The following is a 20,778-nucleotide window of genomic DNA, read 5'->3' on the forward strand; positions in this document are numbered from 1 at the left end:
CTTTGATTGCTATGCAAACGGTTCCGTTAGACTGAATTTTTATTTCAAATGAATAAAAATTCGCCATAAGGGTAATTCGATGAATATGTAGGAAGTGGGTGAGAAGTGTGACTTTTCAATGTGTAAAATAAATGTAATAAACTTTCAGTTTGTTGATGAAAACTTAATCCAATATTGATTTGATCGAGGTTTTCTCTTTTTGTCGGATGTTAGGATCGCGCGCTTTTTACCTCTATCCAACTTTTCGGGCGGTCGACGATGGAACTTCATCAACTGGTGAATACCTTTGGTCAGGATTTACAACGCAGGTATGGCGAAAAAGTTCACAAACTCACTCTGCATGGCGGTTTCAGTTGTCCTAATCGGGACGGTACGTTAGGAAGGGGCGGATGTACCTTCTGTAATGTGGCCTCGTTTGCCGATGAAACGGCACAACAGTTGTCTGTCACCACGCAGCTTGCTCAGCGAGCAACGGAAGTAAACAGAGCTAAGCGTTATCTGGCTTACTTTCAGGCTTACACCAGTACTTATGCGGAAGTGGAAAAGCTCAAAGCCATGTATGAGGAGGCGTTGAAAAGCGCAGACATCGTTGGCCTTTGTGTAGGAACCCGACCTGACTGTGTGCCAGATGCCGTGCTTGATCTTCTTGCCCACTATAAAGAACAGGGATTCGAGATTTGGTTGGAACTTGGTCTGCAAACAGCCAACGACAACACGTTAAAACGCATCAATAGAGGTCACGATTTTACCTGTTACGATGGGGTAACCCGAAAGGCGCGTGCATTAGGGTTAAATGTTTGTACGCATCTGATCGTCGGTTTGCCCGGAGATACCAGAGCCGATCACATCAATACGATTGATAGGGTGATAGAGACGGGAACCGATGGTATTAAACTTCACCCACTACATATAGTAGAGGGGGCGGTGATGGCAAAGGCTTGGCGGGCAGGGCGACTTGATGCAATTTCACTTGACGATTATGTCGAGAGTGCATCTGAAATGATTTTGCGCACACCGGCAGAGGTGGTTTATCACCGCGTTTCTGCTAATGCTCGCAAGCCTACCTTGCTGGCGCCAGAATGGTGTGAAAACCGCTGGCTCGCGATGACAGGTATTGCTCGAGCGCTGAATGTGAAAGGCGTTCAGGGTAGCTTGACGAGTCAGCCATTTCATTTTCCTCAATAATGTGACCAACGTTTGATACCTCGCAAAATCAATGAGGGCTATTCGTTTTCTTTCATAACCGTGTGGCAAGATGAAGCGTGATTTTTATTCAAAAAATGCTTCTTCAGGGATGACGGGCAAGAGGTGGAAGGATGATTGAGTGGTTACCGGTAGCCTCGTTATTGCTATTGGTAGGTTTTTTATTAGGAATGGTCTGGGTTTCCCATCGACGCGTGATGTCGATGAAAACCTGGCAACTCTATCTAGCCAATCTCCATTCTCCAAAAGCAATCATCAACCATAAAGACGGAAGCATCTTGTATGCGAACCGTAGCTTTGTGCGTCTGTTTAATGTCGAATTGCGTGGATACAAGTTCCGCATTCGTGGAGAGCGCGAACAAGAAACCATTAACGCGCTATTGGCATCGCGCCGCTGGCCCCATCCTTTTGTTGAAATGACGGCAGATTTTCGCGCCGTTTCTGATCATCGTACTCCGCGTCATGCCCGTTTCTCTGGTCTACCTGTTTGGTGTGGCGGGCAGAGGATCTGGATTGTTTCGCTTGAGCCTAAATCTGAAGCCGTGTACAGCGAGCCGTTTGCCGAAAACGATAGCCAGATATTCCGAAGTGTCATTAACTCTCTGTCTGAATTGATCTGTTTTCAGGATAAAGAAGGGAGGATTGTTGGCTCAAACCTGGCTTACGACAGGTTCTGGAAAGGGCGGGAACAGGAAGGCCTGATTTTCTCTGCTGACGGCAGCACCCGAGGAAGACGCACACAGCAAAGCTGGACGACGAATCCTAATGGTGACAGTTGTCTGCTGGAATCTAACCAGACCGTGCTGCTTGATGACGAAAACAGCATATTCGGTACGCTGAGCATCAGCCACGATGTGACCAACTGGCACATGATGCGACAGTCGCTGGAGCAAGAGATTGAAGCTCGTCAGGAAGTTGAGCAGCAGCTCAAAAAACACAGTAATGTGCTGACCTCCATCTTTAAGGCCAGTCTTGACCCGATTGGCATCTACAACAAAAACTATGAGTTTCTGGGGGGGAATGCAGCCTTTGCAGAAGCAATGAGCGCCCCGCATGATGATCTTGAAGGCGAGAATGCTGAAGATCTGATGGAACCGGAAGTGCTTGCGCAACACCGTAAGATTGACGCTCCTGTGCTCGAAAATGGCGACACAGTGAAATACGAAGATTTGGTGATGAAGCGTGATGGCACCATGGTGTGGTATGAACTCACCAAAACCCAGTTCTGCGACCCGACAGATGACACCATTGGTGTGCTGGTGATTGCCCGTGACGTCACTGAGCGTAAAGCCACTCAGCAACAGCTTGCGGACGCCATCATGGAGCTGGAAGAGCTGAGCTTTGTCGATGGCCTGACCAAGGTGGCAAACCGACGCAGCTTTGACGAGCAACTGGTGAAGATGTGGCACTCGCACATCCGTGAACAAGAGCCGCTTTCGCTGATCCTCTGTGATATCGACTACTTTAAGCCGTACAACGATAACTATGGTCATCAGCAGGGGGATGAAGCGCTACGACGGGTGGCTGATGTTTTCCAGCGTGTTATCCGTCGTCCATTGGATGCGGTGGCCAGGTATGGTGGGGAAGAATTCGCGATTCTTCTTCCCAACACCACTGAGCATGGCGCGCTGGTGGTGGCTCAAAATATCGCCGACGAACTGAAAGCCGCAGGACTTCCTCACGAGTTTTCCAAAGTGGCCGACAAGATCACCCTCAGCCAGGGGATTGCGACGCTATACCCGGTTACCGGACAGGACTATGGCGACTTAGTCTCTTTGGCCGACCGAGCACTGTACAGTGCGAAAAATGCCGGAAGAAACCAAGTGGCATCCAGTCCGTCACTGCAAGAAGCGCCATTATCGGCCAATGCATAATTCTTGATACTTAATTTGTCGAAGGGGCGGAGTAATCCGTCCCTTTTTCTTTAGCTTCTCCGTCCTCAGCGTTATTATTTTCCCAAGCTGATTCAAGGCCGATTCAGCCACTCCTTATTTCTGTTGATCTGGATGTTCAATGAAGCAAATTAAACTCTTAGCACAGTACTACGTGGATCTGCTGGTCAAGCTTGGGCTGGTCAGGTTCAGTATGTTGCTGGCGCTGGCTCTTGTTGCCCTCGCGGTGATTGTGCAAGTCGGTATTACCCTTGTTTTGAACGGCACGGTGCATGACACCGATATCGTTCGCTCCGTTTTCTTTGGCTTGCTTATCACTCCTTGGGCGGTGTATTTCCTTTCTGTCGTCGTCGATCAGCTTGAAGAGTCCCGGCAGCGATTATCCAAACTGGTTTCCAAGCTCGAAGAAATGCGCGCCCGTGATATGGAGCTCAACCGCCAGCTAACCGAAAATATCACCCAGCTAAACTTGGAAATAGAGGAGCGTAAACGCGCAGAGGAAGCACGCGAAGAAGCGATGCAAGATTTGGAAAACGAGGTCTATCAGCGCGAAAAGGCGCAGGTGGAATTGGCAGAGCAAACTGCGCTGCTGCGCTCGTTTATTGATGCTTCACCGGATTTGATTTACTACCGTAATGAAAAAGGCCAGTTCTCCGGTTGTAACCGCGCGATGGAAGATTTAACCGGTAAGAAAGAAAAAGATCTGGTGGGTCTGACACCTTGGGATGTTTACCGTGAAGACATCGCCAGCAAGGTGGTGGAAACTGACCAACAAGTGTTTGATAACAATGTGTCTCTGACTTACGAGCAGTGGCTGGAATACAAAGACGGCCGCAAGGCTTACTTTGAACTGCGCAAGTTACCTTTCTACTCACGCGATGGCAGACGCCTTGGTCTTGTCGGTTTTGGTCGTGAGATCACTGAACGTAAGCGTTATCAGGATGCGCTCGAAAAGGCGAGCCGGGACAAGACCGCGTTTATCTCTACCATCAGTCACGAACTTCGTACGCCGCTGAACGGTATTGTCGGTCTCAGCCGAATGCTGCTTGAAACCCGCTTGTCTGAAGAGCAGTTGGGGTACCTCAGAACCATTCATGTCAGTGCGATTACGTTGGGCAATATCTTTAACGACATCATTGATATGGATAAGTCTGACCGAAGCCGTCTTGAGTTGATGCCACAGCCTTTGGACTTCCCAGACTTTGTCTCTGAGATTGAAAACATCAGTGCACTGATGGCACAGCAAAATGGCCTTCGCTTTACACTGGACAGGCTGACGGATTTACCACCTGCAGTGAAAGTGGATGCCACACGTCTTCGTCAGATCCTTTGGAACCTTGTCGGCAATGCGGTGAAGTTTACCAAGCAGGGGGCTGTGAATGTCACAGTCAGTTGCGACATTGAAGACGATATGGCGCACTTGCAGTTTGATGTGGAAGACAGCGGCGTCGGTATACCGCAGGAAGAACAAGACAAGATCTTCGCCATGTATTATCAGGTGAAGCAAGGAGAAGACAATCTTCATGCAGTGGGTACCGGGATTGGTTTGGCGGTTTCCCGTAAATTAGCCCGACTGATGAATGGCGATATTACTGTCGACAGTGAGGTTGGGGAAGGCAGTAACTTCACCGTGACATTGTCTGTACCTGTGTGCGCACCGGTGTCGAATAAAGAGAAGGTGAACGCAGAGCAAAGTCCATTGCACATTCTGTTGGTGGAAGACATTGAACTTAATATCACGGTAGCCACCAATCTGCTGGAAAGTCTGGGCCATTCGGTGGATGTTGCAAGGAGTGGGCAGGAAGCACTGAACATGTACCCGCAATCTGAGTACGATCTCCTGCTTCTTGATATCCAGCTGCCTGACATGACAGGCTTTGATATTGCCCAGACGCTGAGAAACAGTGGTGATGCATTACCCCCTTTGGTGGCGTTGACCGCGAATGTCATTAAAGACAAAACCGAATACATCCGAAATGGCATGGACGATGCGATTAGCAAGCCGATCAGTGTCTCTGCAGTAGCAGAGGTGATAGAGCGGCTCGCGCTGCAATGTCCTGTCGCGACAGAAGCCGCGGAAGTGAAAAAGCGTAAGAAGCCGGGTAATGACATGTTGGATAAGCTTCTTGATCTGGAAATGCTGACCTCCTACGTTGATATCGTAGGTCCTGAGCCTGTGTTCCAGAGCATCAAGATGTTTGAAGACTTGATGCCGGAATACATCCAGATCCTCGAAAGCAACATGACGGCGAAAGATCAGGATGGTATTGCCAGTGAAGCACACAAAATCAAAGGTGCAGCAGGGTCAATCGGTCTGAAACATATCCAGAAAGTGGCGCAGAAAGCACAATCGCCAGAGCTGCCCGCTTGGTGGGAGAACATTGCTGACTGGGTCGATGAAATCAAAGAAGGCTATGTTCAGGATCTGGAAGTGCTCAAACAGTGGCTTGAGGATTATTCTAAAGAGGTTTAGCCGCTCACAAGTTAGGAGAAGGAGCCTAAATTTCGAGGTTCCTTTTCTTCAATAAAAGACTTTCAGATAACAAAAAGGCCTGCATTGCAGGCCTTTCTTATAAGCTTTCCGGAAGAAATTAGACTTCTTCCAGCTCACCACAGAAGCGGTAACCTTCACCGTGAATCGTCGCGATGATTTCCGGTGTGTCACCGAAAGACTCAAAGTGCTTACGTATACGACGGATAGTCACGTCAACAGTACGGTCGTGTGGTTTCAACTCACGTCCGGTCATCTTCTTCAGAAGATCTGCACGGGTTTGAATCTTGCCCGGGTTTTCACAGAAGTGCAGCAGGGCACGGAACTCAGAGCGTGGCAGTTTGAACTGCTCGCTTTCTGGGCTGATCAGTGAACGGCTGTTGATGTCCAGCGTCCAGCCATTGAACACATAACGGTCAACAGAACGCTTGTCTTCTGGCAGTGCGCCTTGGCTCATCGCACGGGTCAGCAGGTTACGTGCACGGATAGTTAGTTCGCGTGGGTTAAATGGTTTGGTGATGTAGTCATCCGCACCGATTTCCAGACCCAGGATCTTGTCAACTTCGTTGTCACGACCGGTCAGGAACATCAGCGCCATATCACCTTGCTCACGCAGTTCACGAGCGAGCAGAAGACCGTTTTTACCAGGCAGGTTGATGTCCATGATAACCAGGTGAACCTGATTGTTAGAAAGCACTTGATGCATTTCTTCGCCATCGTTGGCTTCCAGAACGGTATAACCTTCTGCTTCGAAGATGCTTTTCAGCGTATTACGAGTTACGTGTTCGTCTTCAACAATCAGAATGTGAGGGGTTTGCATTGGCGTTACCTAATTTCTTTAAGGAATCTGGTACTGGGGACAGCGAAAAGGCGTCTCCCCAATCAACCACAGTGTCTTATCGACCCTGTGAAGAAAATTTACAAACAGGAAAAGTATATCAAACCGATTGATGCGCTTTACGAGCATACTTTCCTGATACAAACGCCATCCCTAGAGAAGCTGGTTGCAGTTGCGATTTTTCGCCCTGCATACTACTGGTCAACTCATTTTGACCAGCTAATCCTTTGGATAGCGCTGATTGTATTCATTTAACAGCGTGCTAACAATATTTAGTAATAAATCAACGCAACTTTTTTCAATCTTTATTGATATACGTCAATCTCGCCCTCTGTGGTCGCATTTGGTGGAATTCTGGTTTAAAAACTCCGCGGAATTTTACAAACTCGAATTAACTTTTTCGTACTATTACCACAGGTGTGAATATTGTGTAAAAACGCTTTTATCAGACCATTTTGTTGCATACCGGTCAACTATCTCCTGTTGAGAGCACTCTGCCAGTCACGCCTAAAAAGGAGAAAATTGCGTACCGTTACACACACGCTTTTTCCCTTTATATCCAAGAGTTACTTGGAATTATGTGTAAGTTTCCGAAATTGACCACAACTCACTCCCACTTTGTCACTAACACCAAAGTTTGAGTGAGCTATGCCAGCTTTATGGAAGTTGGGAAAGGCGAAGCGGGCGGATCTTGCTAGCTTGATACAGATACTTGATAGGAGGAAGCATGGAAGACTTACTGCCTGATATCAGTGATGCACATGGCGATGAAGTGCAATGGGTACCTGTTCAGTGGCGAGATTTTGGTGGAAAGCACGTTTTCTTTGGCCGGGTGGAAACGCTTCGTTGCTATGAAGACAACTCCAAGGTGCGTGATATTCTGGGTAAGCCCGGTGCGGGTCGCGTTTTGGTCGTGGATGGACATGGCAATCTCAATAAAGCTTTACTGGGCGACTTGCTGGCCGAGCGAGCGGTAGAAAATGGTTGGGAAGGCATAGTGATCTATGGTGCTGTCCGTGATGCTGGTGCATTAAGTGAGATGGCGCTTGGCGTAAAAGCCTTGGGCGTTTGCCCGATCAAAACCGAAAAGCGTGGTCTGGGCGATGAAGATGTTCAGCTCCGTATTGAAGGGGTTCCCATCTCTCCAGGGGATTATCTGTTTGCTGATCTTAATGGTGTGATGATCAGTCAGCACCCGCTAGAGTTTGGCAAGCCATCTTAAAAGCTGTCTGAAGCCTGAAACGAAAAAACCGCCAACAGGCGGTTTTTCTCTTTGCAGCAGATTGGGCTAGAAACGATAACCCACGCCAAGTTGATAATTGGCAGAGGCTGCAGGTGTCTGGTTGAGGTTGTAATCGAACTTGGCTTCCAGATTGAGCTTGTCTGTCAGACGTAACTGGCTGCTCATTCCCACTACACCGATGGTTTCTTCATTGATGCGTTCAGCCTGAACGGAACTGCCGATACTTAGCTTTTCGTTAAAGTTGTACTGGATACCACTGAGCAACCCTTTGCTGCTGGCACTGTGATCAGTTTCAGTCGTGACTTCAGTTCCCAGATACACGTTCACGTTTTTCAGCACCGGATAGTGATAACCGGAACTGATGGTCCAACTGTCATAGCTTTGATTGCCAGTTGTAATAGAGCTCGAAAACCAGGCTTTCTGGTTTCCGTCATCGTATTCATACAGCGGTAACGAACCCTGCGCGAATGCAAAAAACGCCACTGATTGCAGGGTAACGGCGAGCAGGATTTTTTTCATTATGCCACCTTCCCTGATTCGTTCTTATTAGACTGAGTTTTCAGTCTAGTTCACTTGTTTTGTTTTTGATAAAGAGAGTTCGGTAAATTTCGGTTCCCCTCTCACCCTGCCTGTATATTCAGTCGGTTAAAACACCGCGTTGTGCATGCGGCAATTTTTCGTCGAATACGTTGGGCGGTTAATTATTAAGCAAGCGGCATGCCTAAATTGTGTTCGAAAATTGACGCCGATTGCTCAGCGTCTCATTTTTACTGATTCGTGAAACGACACTCATCGCTATAAGGGAATACGTCGTTAAATTGACCTTGTTTGATGTTCTCTTGCAGGTCTTTCCAGTAGCTTGCATCAAAGAGATCAGAATGAAGCTCATCGAACAGAGCTCGGATCTTTGGATTAATGAGCAGGAAAGTACGGAATTCTTCCGGGAAAACGTCAAACTCTCCCACGCTATACCAAGGCTCCGCAGCCATTTCGTCTTCAGGAAAGCGAGGTGGCGGAATTTTGCGGAAATTCACTTCGGTCAGATAAGAAATCTCATCGTAATCGTAGAAGATCACCCGGCTGTGACGCGACACACCAAAGTTCTTGAACAGCATGTCACCGGCAAAAATATTGGCCGCAGCCAGCTGTTTGATTGCGTCGCCATATTCCTGAACAGCATTTCTCAACTCATCGTCATCTGCCTGCTCAAGGTAGATATTAAGCGGGATCATCCTGCGTTCCATATAGAGGTGGCGAATATGGACTTCATTTTTGGTCAGTTTGATCAGTGATGGTGCAACCTCAAGTAACTCTTCAATCAACTCTTCGCTAAAACGTTCTCTCGGGAAAATGAAATTGCGATAATCCAGGGTATCGGCCATGCGGCCAACCCGGTCATGCTCTTTAACCAAGCGATACTTTTCTTTGACGACAGCGTGGGTAATGTCTTTTTGCGGTGCAAACCTGTCTTTGATGATCTTAAAGACGAAGCCATAAGAAGGCAGCGTGAACACCGACATGACCATCCCTTTGATCCCCGGTGCAATAACGAACTGATCATCAGAAGATTCGATATGGTGAAGGAACTCCCTGTAGAGCTCAGTCTTGCCGTGTTTCTGACATCCAATCGCCGTATAGAGCTGGGCTGGCGTTTTATGGGGCATCAGAAGGTTAAGAAAATCAACCAACGCAGCGGGTGCAGGGGCGAACACCATAAAGTAAGAGCGGGCGAAGCCAAAGATCACACTGAGCTCGTCAGAGTCAGTAATACAGGCATCCACATACAACTCGCCTTTTGAGTTCACCAGAATGGGCAATACCAAGGGGCGAACCTGATTCGCCATATCTATGCGGCCAATTAGGTAGGCGGCTTTATTCCGGTAAAAAGGTTCGCGCACCATGTCGATGGTGACTTCTTCAGTTAATTGCGGGCCTAGCCTGCGTTGCATGGCTTCGACTATACGGTGAATGTCCCTTGCCTTGTTGACCCACGGCAGAGTGAAAGGGGTGTCATCCAGAACACGCTCAATGGTTTGGATCAGTTTTCTGTCGGAAGAGTAACGCTTGAGTAATGGCGTTGGGTACTTTGGAATGCGGCCACCTTGAGAGCTGTTTACAAACAACTTCTCACGGCGGATGTTGCGGTGATCGAACATCCGACAATAGACAGAGTTAAAGAAACTTTCTGCGATGTCATAACGCGGGTAATCATCCAGCAAACGGCTGTATTCCGCTTTTACCGCCATCAGGAAGGAGCGGGTGGCGTGTTGTCTTCCCAGCATGGTCTTGAGTTGCTGGCTGACAAGACCCACATGGTGGTCATAAAAGTTAATGCGGGTTTTCAGGGCTTTTTGCACGCTTTTCCAGTCGCGGGCCTCAAACCTTTCCTGTGCCCCAGCCGTGACATCTAAAAATCGGCCATACATGGCATCAGAGCCTTGCAATATGGTCTGGGCGACCAATTCCTCCATCGCAACTGCCATGGTTCCCTCCTTCGCGGTTGCTGATTTTCTGTCCAATTCAACTAACTATGTCTGCCTTAATCATTCTTAGCAAGGAAGTTGCTGGTAAATGGTGCGGTTTCTCATCTTTTAAATTCGTTAGAAATACTTGCGAAATGAAGCGTTTTTTTGAGAGATAACTTAAATTTTTGTTGACCTTGATACCCTTGTTCGGTAAAGGTTATAAAAACGCAGCACGGAAGGTTAAAAAGCCATGCTTAAAACAGTCGGCACTACAACCATTATCACCATTATTACCAACACCATTGGTGCGGGTGCGGGCTGACATGCACAGAATTTTAAAAAGAAGCCCGTACCCAACAAGGTACGGGCTTTTTTTTAACCCCTTTATTATTGAATTTGCGAGTTCTGGAAGGAATTGGAGGAAAGGATGCGAGTATTAAAGTTTGGTGGTACTTCGCTGGCAAATGCTGAGAGATTCAGCCGCGCAGCAGAGATCATCACCAGCAATACCTGCCAAAGTGAGGTATCGGCGGTACTGTCCGCCCCTGCTAAGATCACTAACCTGTTGGTTGATGTGATTGATAACACAGTCAAACATGGCGAAGCCGAGATCCAGGTGGCTGAGATCAGGAAGATCTTTTCTGCTTTGTTTGACGGACTGGAAGAAATGGAGCCAAGCATCGATAAAGCTTCTCTCTATGACAAGCTAGAGCGCTCTGTGAACCAGTTAAAGCAATACATCCATGGTATTGCACTGTTGGGGCTTTGTCCTGACAACATATACTCTCGCATCATCAGTAAAGGTGAACGCCTTTCTATTGCAACCATGTCTGCGTTGCTTGAAGCCCGTGGCTACAACACTTTCGTTATCGATCCAGTTAAATACCTGCTGTCTAAAGGCGACTATGTAGAAGGTATTGTTGATATTGAAGTGTCTTCTGAGCGCTTCAAAAAAGAGCCAATTCCGGCCGGACATATTGGTTTAATGCCTGGCTTTACCGCATCTAACGAAAAAGGTGAGCTGGTTACCCTTGGCCGTAATGGTTCTGATTACTCTGCAGCAGTGTTGGCGGCTTGTGTTCGCGCTGAATGCTGTGAGATCTGGACGGATGTGGACGGCGTTTACAGCTGTGACCCACGCTTGGTACCAGACGCGACACTGCTTAAATCTCTGAGCTATCAGGAAGCCATGGAGCTTTCTTACTTCGGTGCAAAAGTTCTTCACCCGAAAACCATTCTTCCAATCGCACGTTTCCATATTCCTTGTCTGATCAAAAATACCGCCAACCCACAGGGTGCAGGTACTTTGATCGGTAATGACAGCGGTGAAGACAACCTGGCAGTGAAAGGGATCACTACCCTGAGCAAACTGAGCATGGTGAATGTGTCAGGTCCTGGCATGAAAGGCATGGTCGGCATGGCTGCCCGCGTTTTTGGTGCCATGTCTGCAGCAGGTGTTTCCGTTGTCCTGATCACCCAATCTTCTTCTGAATACAGCATCAGCTTCTGTATCGAAGCGGAAGACAAGCCAATGGCACAGCGTGTGCTGCAGGAAACTTTTGAACTGGAACTGAAAGACGGCTTGCTTGAGCCGGTTGAATTTGTAGATAACGTGGCGATTGTGTCTCTGGTGGGTGATGCGATGCGCACCTCGAAAGGCGTAGCATCCCAGTTCTTTACGTCACTGGCAGAAGTGAACGTGAATATTGTAGCAATTGCCCAAGGCTCATCTGAGCGCTCAATCTCTGCGGTAATCCCGGATGACAGCGTGTCTGAAGCGGTAAAAGCGTGTCACGAGAACCTCTTTAACTCCAACCACTACCTGGATGTCTTCATTGTGGGTGTGGGTGGTGTAGGCGGTGAACTGATTGAGCAGGTGAAACGCCAGCAGGCGAAATTGGCTGATCAGGGCATTGTTATCCGCGTGTGTGGTATGGCAAACAGCCGTGGCATGGTGCTGAACAGCAAAGGGATTGATTTGAACAGCTGGCGTGATGAGCTGGCGAAAGCCGATGAGCCTTTCAGCCTGCCTCGCATGGTACGTCTGGTTCAGCAAAACCACATCATCAACCCTGTGTTTATCGATTGTACTTCAGATCAGGCGATTGCCGATCAATACGCAGATTTCCTGTCTGCGGGCTTCCACGTTATTACTCCGAACAAGAAAGCTAACACGGCGGGCATGGCGTACTACCAGCAGCTACGTAAGTCTGCACGTGCGACCCGTCGTAAGTTCATGTACGACACCACGGTGGGCGCTGGTCTGCCAGTCATCGAAAACCTCCAAAACCTGATTGCTGCAGGTGACGAGCTCGAGAAGTTCACCGGCATCCTGTCGGGCTCTCTTTCTCACATCTTCGGTAAGCTCGACGAAGGTCAGAGCTTCTGTGAAGCAACGACAGCAGCGCGTGAGAGCGGGTTCACTGAACCGGATCCACGTGACGACCTGTCTGGCATGGATGTGGCGCGTAAGCTTCTTATCCTTGCCCGTGAAGCAGGTATGCACCTTGAGCTGGAAGATGTTGAAGTTGAGCCAGCACTGCCACCAGGCTTTGACGCCTCAGGCGATGTAGAAGCCTTTATGGCAAAACTGCCGGAAGCTGACGCTTACTTCGAGAAGTTGGCGAGCGATGCGCGCGCCGAAGGTAAAGTGCTGCGTTATGTGGGTAGCATCGAGAACGGTAAGTGCTCAGTGAAAATCCAGGCGGTGGATGCTGACGACCCTATGTTCAAAATCAAGGAAGGTGAGAACGCGCTGGCTTTCTACAGCCGTTACTACCAGCCAATCCCATTGGTACTGCGAGGCTACGGTGCAGGTACTGCCGTGACAGCGGCAGGTGTGTTTGCAGACTTGATGCGTACACTTGGCTGGAAACTGGGGGTATAAGATGAGCGTTGTTGTTTACGCACCGGCTTCAATCGGTAACGTCAGTGTAGGCTTTGATGTATTGGGCGCCGCTGTGTCGCCCATCGATGGCACTTTGCTTGGCGATCGCGTGAAAGTGGAAGATGGCGGCGATGTACCCTTTACCCTGAACTGCGTTGGTAGCTTTGTTGATAAGCTGCCGAAAGATCAGGAAGAAAACATCGTTTATCAGAGCTTCGTGGTCTTCTCCCGTGAAATGGAAAAGCTGGGACAGCCTGTTCGTCACGTCACCATGACGCTCGAAAAGAACATGCCTATCGGTTCAGGCTTGGGCTCCAGTGCCTGTTCTATCGTTGCCGCACTGGATGCCCTGAACAAGTACCATGATGAAGCGTTGGATGAAACCACTTTGCTGGCGTTGATGGGCGAGATGGAAGCGGCGATTTCCGGCAGCCTCCACTATGACAATGTGGCGCCATGTTATCTTGGTGGCCTGCAGTTGATGGTTGAACAAATGGGAATCATCAGCCAGGAAGTGCCTTGTTTTGACGAGTGGTACTGGGTGATGGCGTACCCGGGTATCAAAGTACCGACGGCTGAGGCTCGCGCGATTTTGCCTGCACAATATCGTCGTCAGGATGTGATTAATCACGGTCGCCATCTGGCAGGCTTCATCCATGGCTGTTATTCTGGCCAGCCACAGCTTGCTGCGAGCATGATCAAAGACGTGGTCGCTGAACCTTACCGCGAGAAATTGTTGCCGGGCTTCGCCGAAGCAAGACATTACGCAGAGGATGCAGGTGCACTGGCGACCGGTATATCAGGTTCAGGCCCGACGCTGTTTAGCATCACGGATGACAAAGCCGTGGCAGAGCGCGTAGCGAAGTGGCTAGAGGAAAATTACGTTCAGAACGAAGAAGGATTTGTCCACATCTGTCGATTGGATGTGAAAGGATCGACAGTGACAGGAAGTGAACTATGAAGCTTTACAACATCAAAGAAAACGACGAGCAGGTTTCGTTCGGTCAAGCGGTAAAACAGGGTCTTGGCCGTAATCAGGGTCTGTTCTTCCCAAGCGAACTGCCAAAATTTGAAGACGTTGATGCGCTGCTGGACAAAGATTTTGTCAGCCGCAGCAGCGACATTCTCTCTGCATTCATCGGTGACGAACTGTCGCCAGAAACCGTGCGCAGCATGGTGGAAAATGCCTTCCAATTCCCGGCGCCTGTCGAGAAAGTGACTGACCAAATCAGCGCACTTGAGCTGTTCCACGGCCCGACACTGGCGTTTAAAGACTTTGGTGGCCGTTTTATGGCGCAATCGCTGGCAGCAGTGTCTGATAGCGGCAAAGTAACCATTCTGACTGCTACTTCTGGTGATACCGGTGCCGCTGTTGCCCATGCGTTCTACGGCATGGAAAACATCAACGTGGTTATCCTGTATCCGAAAGGCAAGATCAGCCCACTGCAGGAAAAACTCTTCTGTACTCTGGGTGGCAACATCCACACTGTGGCCATCAACGGTACTTTCGATGACTGTCAGGCGATGGTGAAAAATGCCTTTGATGATGCAGAGCTTCGCGCAGCGATTGGCCTGAATTCAGCAAACTCGATCAACATCAGCCGACTGATGGCGCAAATCTGTTACTACTTTGAAGCTGCGTCGCAGCTGACCAAAGCACAACGCGAAAACCTGGTGGTTGCAGTGCCAAGTGGTAACTTCGGTAACCTGACTGCGGGTCTGTTGGCGAAAGCGATTGGCCTGCCAATCAAACGTTTCATCGCAGCAACCAACGTGAATGATACCGTGCCACGTTACCTGCAAACCGGTGAGTGGACGCCAGAGCCAACCATTCCAACGCTCTCAAATGCGATGGATGTGAGCCAGCCAAACAACTGGCCGCGCATTGAAGAGCTTTGTCAGCGTCAAGGCTGGGGTTTGAACGAGCTGGGCGCAGGTGCAGTCACTGACGAGCAAACGGCAGAAACGCTGAAAGCGATGTTTGATGGCGGTTACCTGTGTGAGCCACACGGTGCCATTGCTTACCGTGTGCTGGACGAGCAACTGCAGGATGGCGAATACGGCTTGTTCCTGTGTACCGCACACCCGGCGAAATTCAAAGAGTCTGTAGACGAGATCCTGGGTCAGGACATTCCGCTGCCAGGCCCTCTGGCAAAACACGCGGCGATGGAACTGCTGTCTGTTGAGCAGGATGCGGATTTCGCTCAGCTGCGTGAATACCTGATGAAGGTCGCTGGCTAATTTCACGCGACAGAAAACAAAAAACCGGCCAATTGGCCGGTTTTTTTATACTTCTGCTAACGCTGTGAATATTACAGAGTGTTAGTGAAAGTACGTGCGATAACGTCGCGCTGCTGTTCTACAGTCAGAGAGTTGAAACGCACAGCGTAGCCAGATACGCGGATAGTCAGCTGTGGGTATTTTTCTGGGTGCTTAGCTGCGTCTTCCAGTGTTTCACGCTTCAGAACGTTAACATTCAGGTGCTGACCACCTTCAATTTTTGCAGGTACTTCGATAGCGATTTCACGGCTTTCGTACTCGCCCAGATCTGCTGCAGGGATAACCTGATCCGCTTCGAAACCTGCTTTTGCTGCAACGCAACGTGCTTCGTTGGTTTCGCTGTCCAGCAGCCAGATAGAGTTCAGCAGGTCGTCGTTTGCCGCTTTAGTGATTTGAATACCAGTGATCATAATCCTTCCCCTTTTGATAGGCTTGGTGGTTTTAATTTTCCATCAATTGATGAGCTGGGTACCTGTATACCTTACTTTTTGTAAGGTTATTTTGATTTTAGTCAAAATACAATCAAAATATGCGAAATTTACGCCTGAGATTTTTTGTTTTGAATCAATAAAAGATCAAATATATGGTTTAAAACAAATTTTTAACAAAACAACATTCTGTCAAAAATTACAAATGTAATTTAATTACTACATTTATGGCGTACGGATTGCATTGAAACACATACGGATATCGCCCCAAGTCCATGTGATGGCACAGTCTGGTGGTGCTAGAGCGATATGCAAATCAAAACGGACTTTTACGGTATGAGTAACTTAAAATGTTGTCGGTTACGGTTTCGGCCTGGAGAGAGAAGATGAAGTTTATCGGAGCGCATGTGTCGGCATCCGGCGGCGTAGAAAATGCGCCAGTTAACGCAGCGGCAATTGGTGCCAATGCGTTTGCACTGTTTACCAAGAACCAAAGACAGTGGCAGGCAAAGCCACTGGAAGCGAAAAATGTCTCGGCATTCAAAGCAAACTGCCAAAAGCTCGGCTTTGTACCAGAAGCTGTTTTGCCGCACGATTCCTACCTCATCAATTTAGGGGCACCTGAAGAAGAAAAGCTGGAAAAGTCCCGCGCGGCATTTATTGATGAGATGGAGCGCTGTCGAATCCTTGGATTACCCTTGCTGAATTTCCACCCCGGTAGCCATTTGAAGAAAATCAGTGAGGAAGCCTGCCTTTCCCTGATTGCTGAATCTATCAATCAGGCACATCAAGCCGTGCCAGAGGTCGTTGCTGTGATTGAAAACACGGCGGGTCAGGGGACCAATCTTGGATGGTCGTTTGAGCAACTGGCGGCGATTATCTCGCAAGTGGAAGATAAATCCCGTGTGGGTGTCTGTATTGATACCTGCCACGCCTTTGCGGCAGGGTATGATCTTCGCACGCACAGTGCGGCAGAAGCGACTTTTACGGAGTTTGATAACACAGTAGGTTTTCAGTATCTGCGTGGTATGCACCTCAACGATTCTAAAACGCCTTTTGGTAGCCGGGTTGATCGTCATCAGGCACTGGGGGAGGGCGAGATTGGTTTACCGTGTTTTGAGGTCATCATGCAAGACAATCGTTTCAATGGCATTCCATTGATTCTGGAGACCATTAAACCGGAAGCGTGGGCGGATGAAATCCGTTTGCTGCGTCAGTTTGAAGTCACAGCATCTGAGCGTGTTTCTGCGTAGAATAGCGGACGCTGAAGAATAGAGAGGATTGGGGAAAGCATGACACAGGCGATGACTTGGCACGATGTGATTGGCCAGGAAAAGGAACAGGACTATTTCAAACACACTATGGCTTATGTGGCGGAAGCCCGTGAGAAAGGCACAGTGATTTACCCGCCTAAGGAAGACGTATTTAATGCTTTCCGCTTTACAGAGCTGGAAGATGTGAAAGTGGTGATTCTGGGGCAGGACCCTTACCACGGTCCTAATCAGGCGCATGGTCTTTGTTTTTCAGTCCTGCCCGGTATCAAAACGCCACCCTCGCTGGTGAACATGTATAAAGAGCTGGCTCAGGATATTCCAGGTTTCACCATTCCACAGCATGGATACCTGAAAAGCTGGGCGGATCAGGGCGTGTTGCTCCTTAATACCGTTCTGACGGTCGAGCAGGGTAACGCACATTCTCATGCCCACTTAGGATGGGAAACCTTTACTGATCGCGTGATAGAAGCCGTAAACCAACATTGTGAAGGTGTCGTGTTCCTGCTTTGGGGCTCCCACGCCCGCAAGAAAGGTCGTGTGATTGATCGTAACCGTCACCATGTGTTGGAAGCGCCGCACCCTTCTCCACTTTCCGCGCATCGTGGATTTTTGGGCTGCAAACATTTTTCTACCACAAACACACTGCTTACCCAGTCTGGTAAAGCGCCGATTAACTGGCAGCCAGAACTCGACGGATAGATTCGTGTCATTGACTTTAGAAAGCCCGTGATTTTCATCGCGGGCTTTTTGTTTGTATGTACTGCAAAGGTGAAACTGAACAAAAAATGACCTTGCGCAATTTGTGAACAGTCCGGTTCGATAGACTGATCTCGTGGTGTGAATGAAGAAAGGGAGGAGCTATGTTAGTAGCCAGCATTCATAGAGATCACCGGAACATCAGCCGACTGCTTAAACTGTTGTCGAAAAAGCTGACGGCCATTCAGCAGGAAAGGCCCGTTAACTACAGCCTGATTAAGGACACGGTTAGCTACCTGCAAGAGTACGCTGAAAAGTATCACCATCCAAAAGAAGACCTTATCTACCACTATTACTTGCAGCATTACCCTGATTCAGAGGGGGTGGCCAGATTGGATGATGAGCACGAAGCACTGGCAGGTTTAACCGCTGAGTTTGCGGATACCGTCGACATGATATTGATGGACGCTGTCATTCCGCTCGATCTCTTTGCCAATAAACTCAACCGGTTTGTAGGCTGTCAGAAAGAACATCTGGACTTGGAAGAGAAAACCATCCTGCCTGTGTTGGAGCAAACCCTGACGACTGAAGATTGGGAGTACCTGCAGACACAATGGGAGGAAGAGGATATTGATCCGCTGTTTGGTGAGCAGGTGGCAGACAGGTTCAAAGAGCTTTCTGCTGCTCTCAAAGGCCCATAGTTACAGACAAAAAAAGGCACCCCTTGTCGGGTGCCTTTTCTTTAAAATTTCAATGTTATGTTGTCAGTAAATTGACGATTTAAACCAGTGAGTACGCTACTTAAAAATCGAAATCGCTGTCGTTGAAGTCACCGAGCATATCGATATCTTGCAGCTCTTTGCGCAGGCGCTGTCTGTCTTTTAACGCCTCAATTTCTCTCCACTTACGTTTTGCTTGTTTGGTTCGTCCACCGCGTTGTGGTCGCTCTTGATCGAATACATCATCAAAGGCAAAGCTATCCATAAATTCACCTCGTTTTACCGTTGCGGTCGCTAATTAAGTATCAAACCTCCGACAAAATAAAATTGAAGTGTTTCTCATTTGTTGCACCTCAGTGAAGTTTTTATGAGAACGCAATCACCTTTATTCCGTCGCTGGGCAAAATGTGTGCAGTTGCAGTGCCTTAAGTTGTCTCACAGCTACAACATCAAATTTATCTGGGGAGGTGTCCCCCAAGCCCCTGTCACAGCAAAAGACCGGGGAAATATCGAATTTGGTCACACATTGAATAAAATGCATAAAGGGTGCCAGACAAGGTGAACACGATGTTCTATTCCTGTTATGGAAAAGCAGTAACGCAAACGCTTGGTCTTGATGTGTGGGTATTTTTTGCTCACAAAATATGAAATTGAATTCATATTGATTTTTATCGTGGCTGATAGCATCATCTCGCGGCAATTTGCGGGATCTGCCGCAAAACCGACACATTTTGGGGTTCTTGTGACGCTTTCTTGCCGACGAGACCCGCATCATTATCGGCAGACGCTAGGCTTGCGTCAGTCGCATCAAATCGCATTTTCTCCGCATCGGAGAACAACGACACTGCGAATCAGTTTATGCGTACAGAGAGGTAGGCGTGGTAAGTCTCATCAACTTTTTAAACGACCTGATCTGGGGATCGGTGCTCATCTATCTTCTGATCGGTGGCGGCATTTTCTTTACGCTGCGTCTTGGGTTTATTCAAATTCGTCACTTTGGACACATGTTCAAGGTGATGAAAAACAGCCGTAAATCAGACAAAGAGGGTATCTCCTCGTTTCAGGCATTGTGTACCAGCTTGGCGGCGCGCGTGGGCACGGGCAATATGGCGGGCATTGCTGTTGCGTTAACTCTTGGTGGTCCAGGTGCGATTTTCTGGATGTGGTTGATAGCCGTACTGGGAATGGCTACGGCTTTTGCCGAGAGCACGCTGGCGCAGCTTTACAAAACCCGTGATGACGATGGCAACTTCCGTGGTGGCCCAGCGTATTACATGGAAAAAGGCCTCGGCATGCGCTGGATGGGCGTGGTCTTCTCCGTGCTGCTTATTATCGCCTTTGGCTTAGTGTTCAACTCGGTACAGGCTAATTCCATTACTCAGGCAGCTTACGTCGCTTTTGGCTTTGATCCTCTCCATGTTGGAGCTGTGCTGGTGGTACTTGCCGCCTTTGTTATTTTTGGTGGCATTCGAAAAATTGCCCGCACCGCTGAGTTGATTGTGCCGGTGATGGCGTTGCTTTATCTGGCGCTTGCCATGTACATCATGCTGACCAATTTGGAAAAAGTGCCTGATGTGCTGTCGCTGATTTTCCGCAGTGCTTTCGGTCTGGAAGAGGCCGCTTCGGGCGCGTTGGGTTACACAGTGGCACAGGGCATGGTGCAAGGCATTAAGCGTGGCCTGTTTTCCAACGAGGCGGGCATGGGATCGGCGCCGAATGCGGCAGCCAGTGCAACGCCGTACCCGCCACACCCAGCTTCTCAGGGATATGTGCAGATGCTGGGCGTGTTTGTGGACACCATCGTTATCTGTTCAGCCACCGTGGCAATTATCCTGATGTCCGGCGAATACATGCCGGGCAGTGAAATCACCGGCATTGAACTGACCCAGCGTGCGCTTTCTAACGAAGTGGGTGACTGGGGCGGCATTTTTGTGGCGGTCGCGATTTTCTTCTTCGCGTTTACCTCGATCATTGCCAACTACTCGTACGCGGAAACTAACCTGATATTCCTTGAGCACAACCACAAGGCCGGTTTGAACCTGTTCCGTTGCGTGGTGCTTGGCATGGTGATGTTTGGTGCGATGGCGGAACTGCCTGTGGTTTGGATCATGGCGGATACCTCAATGGGCTTGATGGCGATCGTCAATATGATTGCAATCCTGCTGCTGTCCGGCACTGTGGTGACACTGGCGAAGGACTACAACCAGCAGGTGAAACAGGGCAAAGTGCCTTCGTTCAATAGCCGCAATCACCCTGACATGCTCAACCAGATTGAGCCAGGCGTTTGGGGTAAACCGCAAGTCACAGAATCGGAAAATCGCTCGTCTACGCGGTGAGTCATTCGGTTTCATCTATGGCAGTT

The 20,778-nt window shown here is 48.9% G+C and carries 16 protein-coding genes and 1 other annotated feature; of the genes, 11 read left to right on the forward strand and 5 right to left on the reverse strand.

The genetic code is table 11. The annotated features are described in order from the left end of the window. Positions 1–258 precede the first annotated feature (258 nt). The 3 genes from QL223_RS18995 to arcB all read left to right on the forward strand — a co-directional run bounded on the left by QL223_RS18995 (position 259) and on the right by arcB (position 5,568). Positions 259–1,185, forward strand: a complete 927-nt coding sequence (locus QL223_RS18995) for a TIGR01212 family radical SAM protein (protein ID WP_281545639.1) — start codon at positions 259–261, stop codon at positions 1,183–1,185. A gap of 131 nt (positions 1,186–1,316) precedes the next feature. Continuing rightward, positions 1,317–3,077, forward strand: coding sequence for a GGDEF domain-containing protein (locus QL223_RS19000; RefSeq protein ID WP_281545640.1), 1,761 nt, complete (start codon positions 1,317–1,319; stop codon positions 3,075–3,077). A gap of 139 nt (positions 3,078–3,216) precedes the next feature. After that, positions 3,217–5,568, forward strand: a complete 2,352-nt coding sequence (arcB, locus tag QL223_RS19005) for an aerobic respiration two-component sensor histidine kinase ArcB (protein WP_281545641.1) — start codon at positions 3,217–3,219, stop codon at positions 5,566–5,568. 118 nt (positions 5,569–5,686) lie between these two features. Here arcB and arcA read toward each other — a convergent pair whose 3' ends face one another. Then, positions 5,687–6,406 (reverse strand): two-component system response regulator ArcA, encoded by a 720-nt coding sequence (gene arcA, locus QL223_RS19010; RefSeq protein ID WP_281545642.1) that lies wholly within the window; start codon positions 6,404–6,406, stop codon positions 5,687–5,689. A gap of 745 nt (positions 6,407–7,151) precedes the next feature. On the opposite strand from arcA, the gene QL223_RS19015 reads away from it, so the two are divergent. Next, positions 7,152–7,646: a putative 4-hydroxy-4-methyl-2-oxoglutarate aldolase gene (locus tag QL223_RS19015; RefSeq protein WP_281545643.1), complete on the forward strand. Its 495-nt coding sequence runs from the start codon at positions 7,152–7,154 to the stop codon at positions 7,644–7,646. A 66-nt stretch (positions 7,647–7,712) separates the two neighbouring features. Here QL223_RS19015 and QL223_RS19020 read toward each other — a convergent pair whose 3' ends face one another. Together QL223_RS19020 and aceK are read right to left on the reverse strand one after the other, a co-directional pair. Next, positions 7,713–8,186, reverse strand: a complete 474-nt coding sequence (locus QL223_RS19020) for a hypothetical protein (protein WP_281545644.1) — start codon at positions 8,184–8,186, stop codon at positions 7,713–7,715. A 248-nt stretch (positions 8,187–8,434) separates the two neighbouring features. Next, on the reverse strand, positions 8,435–10,150 hold the full coding sequence (gene aceK / locus QL223_RS19025; RefSeq protein ID WP_002540409.1) for a bifunctional isocitrate dehydrogenase kinase/phosphatase: 1,716 nt from the start codon (positions 10,148–10,150) through the stop codon (positions 8,435–8,437). 242 nt (positions 10,151–10,392) lie between these two features. Then, positions 10,393–10,510: a sequence feature (Thr leader region), on the forward strand. 49 nt (positions 10,511–10,559) lie between these two features. Here aceK and thrA point away from each other — a divergent pair. The 3 genes from thrA to thrC are packed head-to-tail and all read left to right on the forward strand — an operon-like array spanning position 10,560 to position 15,260. Beyond that, positions 10,560–13,019 carry a bifunctional aspartate kinase/homoserine dehydrogenase I gene (thrA, locus tag QL223_RS19030; RefSeq protein ID WP_046303910.1) on the forward strand — a complete coding sequence of 820 codons (2,460 nt, stop codon included), beginning with the start codon at positions 10,560–10,562 and terminating at the stop codon, positions 13,017–13,019. A gap of 1 nt (position 13,020) precedes the next feature. Next, a complete protein-coding gene (gene thrB, locus QL223_RS19035) occupies positions 13,021–13,980 on the forward strand; it encodes a homoserine kinase (protein ID WP_002540407.1) in 960 nt (319 codons plus the stop codon). Next, positions 13,977–15,260, forward strand: coding sequence for a threonine synthase (thrC, locus tag QL223_RS19040; protein WP_002540406.1), 1,284 nt, complete (start codon positions 13,977–13,979; stop codon positions 15,258–15,260). Before thrB ends, thrC begins: the two co-directional genes overlap by 4 nt. Positions 15,261–15,331: 71 nt before the next feature. Here thrC and grcA read toward each other — a convergent pair whose 3' ends face one another. Further along, positions 15,332–15,709 carry an autonomous glycyl radical cofactor GrcA gene (gene grcA / locus QL223_RS19045; RefSeq protein ID WP_002540405.1) on the reverse strand — a complete coding sequence of 126 codons (378 nt, stop codon included), beginning with the start codon at positions 15,707–15,709 and terminating at the stop codon, positions 15,332–15,334. A 404-nt stretch (positions 15,710–16,113) separates the two neighbouring features. Between grcA and nfo the strand changes: the two genes are divergently transcribed. The 3 genes from nfo to QL223_RS19060 all read left to right on the forward strand — a co-directional run bounded on the left by nfo (position 16,114) and on the right by QL223_RS19060 (position 18,398). Continuing rightward, positions 16,114–16,980: a deoxyribonuclease IV gene (gene nfo, locus QL223_RS19050; RefSeq protein ID WP_281545645.1), complete on the forward strand. Its 867-nt coding sequence runs from the start codon at positions 16,114–16,116 to the stop codon at positions 16,978–16,980. A gap of 39 nt (positions 16,981–17,019) precedes the next feature. Beyond that, entirely contained in the window at positions 17,020–17,700 is a 681-nt protein-coding gene (gene ung / locus QL223_RS19055; protein ID WP_165017091.1) for a uracil-DNA glycosylase, read from the forward strand. Between the two features lie 161 nt (positions 17,701–17,861). Further along, entirely contained in the window at positions 17,862–18,398 is a 537-nt protein-coding gene (locus QL223_RS19060; protein ID WP_281545646.1) for a hemerythrin domain-containing protein, read from the forward strand. Positions 18,399–18,498: 100 nt separating this feature from the next. Here the strand turns inward: QL223_RS19060 and QL223_RS19065 are convergent, their stop codons facing one another. Further along, on the reverse strand, positions 18,499–18,681 hold the full coding sequence (locus tag QL223_RS19065) for a DUF3545 family protein (RefSeq protein WP_002540400.1): 183 nt from the start codon (positions 18,679–18,681) through the stop codon (positions 18,499–18,501). Positions 18,682–19,294: 613 nt separating this feature from the next. Between QL223_RS19065 and QL223_RS19070 the strand changes: the two genes are divergently transcribed. Beyond that, complete coding sequence (locus tag QL223_RS19070) at positions 19,295–20,752, forward strand: sodium:alanine symporter family protein (RefSeq protein ID WP_039850268.1); 1,458 nt, start codon at positions 19,295–19,297, stop codon at positions 20,750–20,752. Positions 20,753–20,778 lie beyond the last annotated feature (26 nt).

This window comes from Grimontia sp. SpTr1 (assembly GCF_947387585.1).
Taxonomy (GTDB): Bacteria; Pseudomonadota; Gammaproteobacteria; order Enterobacterales; family Vibrionaceae; genus Enterovibrio; species Enterovibrio indicus.